The 8,678-nt window shown below is 70.3% G+C and carries 11 protein-coding genes and 1 pseudogene; 9 read left to right on the top strand and 3 right to left on the bottom strand.

Annotation, left to right across the window (positions count from 1 at the left end; translation table 11 throughout):
* Positions 1 to 612, top strand: a 612-nt coding sequence (locus ACFWVD_RS27815) for a hypothetical protein (RefSeq protein WP_379247765.1), incomplete at its 5' end; no start/stop codon positions are given.
* Between the two features lie 170 nt (positions 613 to 782).
* Positions 783 to 1,133: a hypothetical protein gene (locus ACFWVD_RS27810; RefSeq protein ID WP_379247764.1), complete on the top strand. Its 351-nt coding sequence runs from the start codon at positions 783 to 785 to the stop codon at positions 1,131 to 1,133.
* A 286-nt stretch (positions 1,134 to 1,419) separates the two neighbouring features.
* Here the strand turns inward: ACFWVD_RS27810 and ACFWVD_RS27805 are convergent, their stop codons facing one another.
* Complete coding sequence (locus tag ACFWVD_RS27805) at positions 1,420 to 1,626, bottom strand: hypothetical protein (protein ID WP_379247762.1); 207 nt, start codon at positions 1,624 to 1,626, stop codon at positions 1,420 to 1,422.
* Between the two features lie 251 nt (positions 1,627 to 1,877).
* On the opposite strand from ACFWVD_RS27805, the gene ACFWVD_RS27800 reads away from it, so the two are divergent.
* The 4 genes from ACFWVD_RS27800 to ACFWVD_RS27785 all read left to right on the top strand — a co-directional run bounded on the left by ACFWVD_RS27800 (position 1,878) and on the right by ACFWVD_RS27785 (position 3,100).
* The gene (locus ACFWVD_RS27800) at positions 1,878 to 2,009 is read left to right on the top strand and encodes a hypothetical protein (protein ID WP_379247760.1); all 132 of its coding nucleotides are present in this window, start codon (positions 1,878 to 1,880) and stop codon (positions 2,007 to 2,009) included.
* Positions 2,010 to 2,137: 128 nt separating this feature from the next.
* Positions 2,138 to 2,434 carry a hypothetical protein gene (locus tag ACFWVD_RS27795; RefSeq protein ID WP_379247758.1) on the top strand — a complete coding sequence of 99 codons (297 nt, stop codon included), beginning with the start codon at positions 2,138 to 2,140 and terminating at the stop codon, positions 2,432 to 2,434.
* Positions 2,340 to 2,567 (top strand): hypothetical protein, encoded by a 228-nt coding sequence (locus tag ACFWVD_RS27790; protein WP_379247769.1) that lies wholly within the window; start codon positions 2,340 to 2,342, stop codon positions 2,565 to 2,567. The genes ACFWVD_RS27795 and ACFWVD_RS27790 overlap by 95 nt, the downstream gene beginning before the upstream one ends.
* Positions 2,564 to 3,100 carry a hypothetical protein gene (locus tag ACFWVD_RS27785; protein WP_379247756.1) on the top strand — a complete coding sequence of 179 codons (537 nt, stop codon included), beginning with the start codon at positions 2,564 to 2,566 and terminating at the stop codon, positions 3,098 to 3,100. The genes ACFWVD_RS27790 and ACFWVD_RS27785 overlap by 4 nt, the downstream gene beginning before the upstream one ends.
* A 73-nt stretch (positions 3,101 to 3,173) precedes the next feature.
* Here ACFWVD_RS27785 and ACFWVD_RS27780 read toward each other — a convergent pair whose 3' ends face one another.
* On the bottom strand, positions 3,174 to 3,407 hold the full coding sequence (locus ACFWVD_RS27780; RefSeq protein WP_379247754.1) for a hypothetical protein: 234 nt from the start codon (positions 3,405 to 3,407) through the stop codon (positions 3,174 to 3,176).
* 285 nt (positions 3,408 to 3,692) lie between these two features.
* On the opposite strand from ACFWVD_RS27780, the gene ACFWVD_RS27775 reads away from it, so the two are divergent.
* Positions 3,693 to 3,881 carry a DUF4236 domain-containing protein gene (locus ACFWVD_RS27775; protein ID WP_030390221.1) on the top strand — a complete coding sequence of 63 codons (189 nt, stop codon included), beginning with the start codon at positions 3,693 to 3,695 and terminating at the stop codon, positions 3,879 to 3,881.
* A gap of 416 nt (positions 3,882 to 4,297) precedes the next feature.
* Positions 4,298 to 5,083 (top strand): AAA family ATPase, encoded by a 786-nt coding sequence (locus ACFWVD_RS27770; protein WP_379247752.1) that lies wholly within the window; start codon positions 4,298 to 4,300, stop codon positions 5,081 to 5,083.
* Positions 5,084 to 5,232: 149 nt separating this feature from the next.
* Here the strand turns inward: ACFWVD_RS27770 and ACFWVD_RS27765 are convergent, their stop codons facing one another.
* Positions 5,233 to 7,323 (bottom strand): ATP-dependent endonuclease, encoded by a 2,091-nt coding sequence (locus ACFWVD_RS27765; RefSeq protein ID WP_379247750.1) that lies wholly within the window; start codon positions 7,321 to 7,323, stop codon positions 5,233 to 5,235.
* 448 nt (positions 7,324 to 7,771) lie between these two features.
* On the opposite strand from ACFWVD_RS27765, the pseudogene ACFWVD_RS27760 reads away from it, so the two are divergent.
* A pseudogene (locus tag ACFWVD_RS27760) lies at positions 7,772 to 8,678 on the top strand (hypothetical protein); the annotation flags it as partial.

Genomic DNA, 8,678 nt, shown 5'->3' with positions numbered 1-8,678 from the left:
GGCGAGGACGAGAGGGTGCGGCAACTCGCCTGGCTCCAGGTCGATGTCGCCGACGCACCGCCGGGGCAGCGCCTGCCCGTGCTCCCGATGGCCACAGTGCTCGGCGACGCCCTCCACCGCGTCGGCGGCTTCCGCCTCACCGGCCTGCACACCGTAGCCCCCTTGTACGAGGCACCGGACGCCCGCGCCGACCTGGCCGTGGCCGCCGAGTGGTTCGCCCTCGCCGATCCCGTCGGCTCGGCCGGGTTCACCGTCTCGGTCGCCGGCACGAAGACCGCCGACCTCCCAGGTCGGATGCCCGAGATCCTCGCGGCCGCCCGTGAGAGCTCGTACGGGCAACTCACCATCGAGCCGGAGCCGTCCGATGACGCCACCCCGGAGTCCGGGCTGGCGCTGCCCCTGGCCGGGGAGACGGAAACGGGCCACCTCCGGTACGGGCAGTCCTTCCGCTGCACCGCCCGCGAGTGGTCGCTGGACTGCGCCACCTGGGTCACTGAGATCCTCATCGACGCTCTCCGCGCGACAGGCGTCACCCAGCCGGCGCTCATCAAGGTATCGAGGACCCCGCGCAACGGCGGCGCCCAGGACCTGTCCGGCGGATCAGGGCGGTAGCCGTAGTCGTTCCATCTCCACTCCAGCCGCAGTGAGCAACGGTGACGGCCGGCATGCCGACTACACGCCCGGCTCCCCAGACCTCCCGCAGGTCGCCGAGACCTTGTCCCGGCCGTCGCAGCTCACGGCCCCCCCGCCGGGGTGACCGTGCGGACCATGCCGGACCGCACGTGGGAGCACACACCCAACCCGACGCGTTCGACGGCGACGCGCTGCTGCACACGGACTGGTTCCCCACGAACGTCCTGGTCCCCGGCGACGGCGTCCGCGTCGTGGACTGGGCGTGGGCTTCCCGGGGCGCAGCCTGGATCGACGCCGCCCTGTGGGCGGTGTGGCTCAGGCTGGCCGTGCACACCGTCATGCCGGCTGCCGCTCCCCGCCAGCCGGCTTCACCCCAGTCGCCCCGGGCCCAGGGGAGCAGGACGTGCACCCGTGAGCAGCTGCCACGGGCGGCGATGACGGCGTGGTCCGGTTGCGGCAAGCGAAGACTTGGCACCGGGGCCACCCAGCTCCTGCGCTGACCTCGGATTGCGGTCGGCGGGGCGATAGCGTGGTGCCGCGCCGCTCCGCCGATAAAGGATTGTCAACTTGTACTGGCAGGTCTCCTCCGCCGCGAAGCAACTGAATGGGAACAGCCACCCGGGCTGATGAAACAGCAGCTCAGGAAGTATCGACCCCGCGCCCGGGGATGTTCCGATCTGGACCTTGGCTTCTCGGCCGCCGTCCCAGTCGACCCCGCGCCCGCGGGGGATGGTCCAAGCAGGCGCCATGTAATGGCCTCACGGCTTGAACTTGACGAACTTGACGTCAACCCACCGTGATCGTCTGCTGACTTCCGTCAGGCAACACGCAGGTGGAGGCCCTGTACGGGTTCTCCTTGACCTGCCCACCCGCAGCCGCGCATTCTTCCCCGGTGATGGTCGGAGACACGGCGGCCTGAGCGCTGACAGCACCGACCGCGCTCGCGCCGGCCAGGGTGAGTGCGGCCAGGGCGAGTCCCAGCATTCTTCTCATGCGCATGACTTCCTCCCCTCAGGCGCCCCCGGCCCCTTCAAGGACAAGTCTCGGGCCGACAGCGCCCTCCTCCTCAGCATGGGCGATGTACAGGAGGCCCGCGGGGCGAGTCGCGCGCCGCAACAGGGATCCGGTCGAGGGCCAGTGCGGGAGCCACCCGGAGTACAAGGCTCGCTTCTGGCCTACGCAGCCACCCGCACCGCCGACTCAGAAGATGCCGATGCTGCCGCCGCCCGCGGGGCCCCCACAGCATGCCGGTCCTCCGGTCCGCGGCCAGCAAGCCGACGATGCGTGATCTGGTCGCCGAGACGGGCGCCGATCTGGACGCGGCGGCGATGTTCCGGGCCCTGGAGGAGGAGGCCACCTCCGCGCGCCGAGGCTGAGGCCGCAGCGGCGCGCTGCTGGACGAGCTGCTGCCGCCCGGGGACGACGAGGCGGAGGCGCAGGTGCGCCGCGCGCCGGCCGGCCGATACAACACGGTGCGGCCGTTCCTGTCCCTGCTCGGCGCAAGGTGAAGGCGAAGCCGCTGCTGCCGCGCGAGGTGGACCAGAAACTGGTGCCGTCGGCGTGGAAGAAGGCGGTGTTCTCCAACCCTCACCTGCCGCCGGGCGCGGTGGACCGCGACGCCTACGTGGTGTGCGTGCTGGAGCAGCTCTACCGGGCGCTCGGGCGCCGCGCCGCGAACGCTGGACGGCGAAGCCACCGTCAAGCGGCTGCGCCGCGAGAACGGCCGGGTCTGGCTCATTCCGCACGACGCGGCGCATCAGCCGAATCCCCGGCGACGACGCCGTTATCCTCGGCACGGTAGTCGCCGTCCTGCGCGCGCTCCGACCAGAGCGCCCCGCGCCGCCCATGGGACGTTCTCCCTCGGCACGGCGTCCCCCTGCACGAGCCGGCAGAACGTCGGCACGTATCAGCCCAACGACAGGACCCCGACTTGACCCTGATGCCCGGAGCACGCGTGCCGGGGCGGACCTGGACGGTCCGCCTCACCGGCCACCACGATCACACCGTGTCCGTCACCTGCAGCACCGCCGCGTGCCGGATGCCGCCCCGCTCCAAGGACGCCGCAGGCATGCGCCGCTTCGCCGCCGAGCACATCAAGGCCCACGGACGCCTCGCCGGCACCCGCCCCAACGCCGCCTGCAGTTGCGGCAGCGCGCAGTGCGCCCTCCACGAGAACCCCGTCCACTGTGCGGGAACCAGCCTGCGGGTCCTCGTCCACAACCCGGCCGTCGGCCAGGTCTGGACACTGGCCGAGGTCTGCCAGACCTGCGCCCGGAACATCCCGCACATCACCATCCTGGCCACGGCCAAGTCGGCCGTCCCCACCCCGGCGGCCCCTTCCTTGGAGCAGCCGCCGCAGCGCACCGCGGTACCGGGCGGGTTCTCCTCACCGCAGGCCGCCCCCGACCCCTCACCGGGCAGGCGCCGGCCCCACCGTCCGCACCGCCCGAACCGGCCGCGCGGCTGAGACCGGAGCGGCGCCACCGCCGGGCCCCCGAAGCGGCGCCTGCTCCGCGGCCACTGGGTGAGCACGCCCTGGGTCAGCGTCGGGTGACGCCGTAGCCCGTGTCGTTGAGGGCGGACGTCCAGCCCCGGTTGAACCACTTCGTGATGTCGGGCTGCATGGCGCTGATGGTGTCCATCCGGGCCTGCCAGTCGGTGCCGGTGGGCCGCTTGTCCTGGCAGCCGGTGCAGCCGTCCTCGCCGTGGACGTGGCCGGCCATCCAGGCGTTGACGTCAACGTTGACGATGACGCCGCCGCTCAGCGTCACCACGCCCCGGGGCTGACCGCGGCGTGTCCGGGCGGTCCAACCAAAGGCGTTGTGGGGTTGTGCGCCGTGGGGGTGGGCCGGTGCCTGAGCGGGGCAGGGTGGCCGAGCTGGTGGAGTGGGACGGCCCCAGCGGGTGCACCCGTCAGCCAAGCCCCGCTGCGCCTGCCGGAGCGTCCCCCGGTGCCGGCGATCGGCGCATGAAAAGGGCGGCAAAGGACACACGTATGGCAACCGGCCTTGAATTCAGGCAGTTCGGGCCGCCACTGCGTCTACGAGGGAGATAGGGTCGTGCCCCTGACATTCCGCAAGAGCTTCAGGATCCTGCCCGGCGTCCGGCTCAATATCAACCGCAAGTCGTGGTCGATCACCACCGGCGGCAAGCACGGACCCCGCCGCACCCGCAGCAGTAACGGGTCCCGCACCACGTCCATGAACCTTCCCGGCCCCTTCGGCTGGCGCAAGACCCGCCGCAGCTGAAGAAGGCCGTCCACACCGCCCGGGGACGACGGGACTCGAACGCGGAGAGCTGTCGAGGGGCCGGTGCCGCCCTCGACGGAGGCGGTTGTCAGCAACGGGTAGCGGGGGCCTGGCCTAGCGAGGACTGTGAGACACGCGTGGAACGGTCGGGAGCGCGCGTGGGCCGGTGCGCACGATGTTTGCGCGCTTGATGCCAGTCCAGACGCGGTGCCAGGTGCTTGCTCCCGACGGTGTCGGTCCGGGCGGGGCCTCCACCGTCGGGAGGGCTGCTCGGCCGCGGATGGGCGGGCCGCGCGACGGTGGGGCAGCGGCCTCGGCCCGGGGTCGGTCACGATCGGCCCTGTCGCTGGTTGACACCCCGCCAGACGGCTTGCCGCTGGTGGGCCGGCGGCCGGTGGGGATGTCACTCATCCGTCGTGCCTGCGGTGCGGGCCTATGGGCGGGGTGGGATGGTGCCCCGACTGTGCGACAGCGGGGTGGACACGCTGATCCCCGAAGCGGACGTGGTGGTCACCGAAGCCCTGGAACAGACCGCCTCCGCCCTGCGGCACGTCGTGGCCGCCGGCGGCGTGATGAACATCGACCGCGCCCCGGGATCCGGCAAGACGATCGCCCTGCAGTACGCCCTCTCCCTCCTGCCACGCGGCCCGGCCGTATGCCGGGTCCCGATACCCGTAGGCGCCTCCGTCGCCCAGCTGCGCCACGCGATCGCCGAAGCACTCGCACTCAAGGTCCGCCCCGCCACCCGGCGCAACACCACCGACCAGGCCCTGGCCACCGCGCTGCGCAGCCCGCACGTGCTGGTGTACGACGACATCCAGCGGCTGTCCCCACCCGCCCTGGAATACCTGTGCCGCCTGGCAGCCGACCCCGGCGCACCCACCACCCTCATCCTGGCCGGAACCGGAAGCACCCGAGCCCTCCAGCGGATACCAGAGCTCGCCTCCCGCATCCTGACCCGCCAGCACATCCCGCCACTCACCCGCACACAGGCCCAGGCCCTCCTGCCCGACTTCCACCCGCTCTGGGGCAAAGTGCCACCACAGCACATCGCCCGAGCCGACGAACGCTGCGCCCGGGGCAACTTCCGCGCCTTCGCCCAGATCACCGCCCACGTCATCGACGCCGTCCTGACCGACCCCCTTGCACACTCCGGCAGCGCCCTGGTCGAGGCAGCATGCCGCCGACTCGGAGGCATCTGAGGGGCCCCCGGCGCCTCTGGAGAGTCCACGAGGTGCAGTGTCACTGGCGTGGGGCGACGCACCTGAGCAGCTGTGAAGGGGTGAGCTGGTGGAAATCGGTGGCGGCGCCCCGCACGTCATGCTTGTCGACGAGGTGGGGTGATGGCCGGTTATTGCGGCTCGGGGTCGGGTTCGGAAGGGCCGGAGGGCAGCCGGGTGGGAGGCTTGTCGCCGATGCGTTCCCACCACAGGCCGGCACGGTCACGAAAGTGAACCATGAGCTCTTGGTCCGCGGAGCCCTGCGGGAGAAACCCCTCATATCCCTCGCCGTCGCTCATCAGGAAGAGCGGCACGGAGAACTCGTCTCCCGCCGGCAGGACACCGAAGGTCTTGCTTTCGGGTGTGTCCCATAGCGGTTGGATGTGGTGGCGGCCGCCGTGGGTATAGGTGGCGCGAATGACCCGTACTTCCGTTAGGGGGGCGTCGCTGCTGTTGGTGACGACAGCGTGTTCGCGGTCGAGGCGGGAGCTGACCTGGAGGGCCTGTGCTGCGGCTCGGGCGTAGTCCGCCGCTCCATCCCTGAGGTACGCGCGGATGCTGCTGCAGAAGGCTTTCAGCTCGTCGGTCGGCTTTGCGTGCCATCCGTCATTGAAGACCTTTTGAGACCAGAGCCCCTTGTCGCCTCGGGGCACCTGACGTACCCAGGACTCCAGCTCGCCGCAGGGTACGACGAAGAGGCCGAAGTCGGCGGCCGCCTGCAGCAGGCGCTCCGCAGCGTTGTACGGATCGCCCTGAAGGCCGGCCAGGCCGGACTTCTTGAGGTCCCCCCACCGGTCACCGCCCTTGGCCAGCTTGGTGAGCTCACCGAGGACCCGATCCGGAAGCGGGTCACTGGCCTTGACGCCCTTCAGGAGCGCGTTCATCTCGGTCTTGAAGCCGCCTGCGGAGGTCTCGCTCCGGGATCCGGCCGCATGTTCTCGGAGGCATTTGAGGTCCGGGTCCAGGTGCTCGGTGACGCCGGCGAGGCTCGTGACGGCCCCGGCGAGACCAGACCGGAGGTAGTCGAAGTCGGCGATGACCGCGGTGGGGATACCGCACTGCCGTAGCCGCCGCGCGGTGTCGGCCAGAGGCGCTTTGCCACTGGTGTGGAGGAAGAGGGTGTTGTCGTGTGCGGCCCCTGCATCCTTGGTGGCGTCAAAGGCCGCGGCGTAGAACTGGCAGTCACCGGCGGCTTCGCAGAGTACAACCCGGTCGTAGAACAGACCCGAGGACAGGTTCGAGTACCGCAACAGGGGGGTGCGCAGCAGGCCCTGTACCGCGTCCGGGTTCAGCAGCCGGGCGGCAGAGGTCCCTGATGACCGATCGAGGCGGACGATCGACACCGGGCGGGCCTGTTCCGCTTCAAGGACTCCGGCGAGGAAGTCGGCGCTGTGCGTGGCGACGAACATCTGAGTCTGTCCCGGCAGCTGCGCCAGGATCCGCCCGAGCAAGCGCGCCTGAGGGGGGTGGAGGAAGGCTTCCGGCTCATCGATCACGATGACAGGGGTGGGCCGGAGCACGGTGTTCAGGAGGATCTCCACGAAGGCCCGGAAACCGTCCCCCTGAGTCACGAGCGGGGGGAGCCGGCGGTAGGCGGCAACCAGCTCGGGTGTGGGTGGTGCTATGTCGGGTATCCCGGTTGCGCCCACCCGCAGCTGGAGGCCTGGCACTGTCCAGTCCACGGAGATTTCCTTGCCGAAAGCCTCCCGGGTGTATGCGGCAAACGCCTTCAGGAGAGCGGGGTCCTCATAGAGGAACTGAACGGGTTCCGCAGCCGGCTCGGCATGGTCCCACCGTTGAGAGTCTGAGCGCCCTTGAAGCCGCCTGTCGGTCCACTGCGCGGTCACCAGCAGGCTGTGCAGGTAGTCGTACTCGCCTAGGGTCCACCAGTTCTTGGCGTCCGATTCCGACAGCGAGCCCGCGGCGTTCGTCCCCCCACGCAGATGTGCTTCGCCGTAGACATCAAACGAACGATGACCCCGCCCCTTCGCCCACAGCAGGAAGTCCTCGGCCGACCCTTCATGCGACGAAAGAACCTGCCGGATCCACAGCGGCGGATGTTGGAGGGCGGCTGGGTTGGTGATCCGGGGCGAGAGTTCGCGCAGGAGCGCCGTCTTGCCGCAGTTGTTGGGCCCGATGAACAGGGTCATCCCGTTGGCCGGCGGGGCCATCACTGTTCCCTCGACGAACCTGATTTCCGATACGGCGAAGGAGACTGCCACGGGGCCCCCAAGAATCTCCGGGCACCGGCCTTGCACGGTGCTTGTAGTGCGGCAGCCTACCGACCTTCAGGTACGCGGCTGGGGGGATTGGGAGGGCCTCACGGCAGCGTGCGATCCCCCCTCGGGCTACATCCCGTGCATCCGTGATCCGGGCCAGCCGTGCTCGTTGGCGAACCACTGCGCGATGTCTTCCACGGGTCGCTTACGGGCCGGTTGTCGAAGGTCTTGTCGTACGCCGTCCAACTGGCGGCGTACGACAAGCTTCGGAGGCTCAGGAGGCAGCCCCGCCTCGGCACCGGATCAAGGCCGGGACGGCCACGGCTCATGATCGACACTAACCAAGAGATTCATTTGCGCATCATGCATGCGTTATTCGCATCAACTGGGTTAGGGTTGCATGATGGTGATGGGTACGGAAGAGCTCCTCAGGCTGACGGTCGCCGCGCTGATGACGCGGACCGGTGTACGCCAGAACGTCGTCGCCGAGGCCCTCGGCCTGTCGCAGGCGCAGGTCTCCCGTAAGCAGGCGGGGCGTCAGCACTGGTCGCTGGAGGACGTCGACGGCCTGGCTGCCCACTTCGGCCTGCACGTCCTGGACCTGCTGGCCGGCCCCACCCACGCGGTCGGCGTACTCCACGGTTCGACCCTCGCACTGCGCCCCTCCGGCATCCCCGCCCCGCCCCCCGCCTCAGCCGCGCAACTGCCACTCCCAGCCGTGCAGCTCCCCGCTCAGCCCCCGCAGGCGCCCTCCCCGCCGACCGCTGCGCCCATAGTGCCGTGCGTCCTGTGCGGGCAGCCGTGCAGCGAGGAGGTCGATGGGTTCCCACAGCACCTGAGCGCTGAGGAGTGCGCGGCAGCCATCGCCGCCGCAACCCCGGTAGCACCCGCACCGGCCCCCGTTCCGCAGCAGCTTCCCGCCGAGCCTCCGGCCCCCGCGCCGGAAGCCACGGCGGAGCCCGTCGCGCCGGCCCCGGCGCCGGAGGCCGAACCTGCGCCGGAGCCGGTCAAGGAGAGGCCGACCAAGGCGGGTCCGGCCGTGGTGCGGGGGCCGCGAGCGTATGCGTCCGGGACGTTGACCGATCAGATCGCCGGCAATGTCCACGCGGCTCTGCAGGAGTGCGAGGGTGACGTGGAGGCCGCCCAGGCCGTGCTGATCAAGTCGGCGATCCCGGACGTCATGAAGCTGTTCAAGGAATCGCGGGTGGGGGGCCGGTACGAGCATTCGGAGTTCCCGCCGACCGCCGATGTGCTGCGCAAGCGCTCACAGCGGGGCGCAGACGAGATCTGGGAGGGCCGTCCGAAGTGGCGCAACCCTCACGTCTTCCAGGCGGCCAAGAAGGGCGAGACCTTCGAGG

It is taken from the genome of Nocardia sp. NPDC058666 (assembly GCF_042714895.1).
Classification (GTDB): Bacteria; Actinomycetota; Actinomycetes; order Mycobacteriales; family Mycobacteriaceae; genus Nocardia.
Note: the sequence above shows the minus strand (reverse complement) of the source record. Positions and strands in the feature narration are given on the sequence as shown.

Excerpts from the sequence above, each read along its gene's own strand:
- ACFWVD_RS27805 (WP_379247762.1), bottom strand. The coding sequence starts at position 1,626 with ATGAGAAGAATGCTGGGACTCGCCCTGGCCGCACTCACCCTGGCCGGC.
- ACFWVD_RS27800 (WP_379247760.1), top strand. The coding sequence starts at position 1,878 with ATGCCGGTCCTCCGGTCCGCGGCCAGCAAGCCGACGATGCGTGATCTG.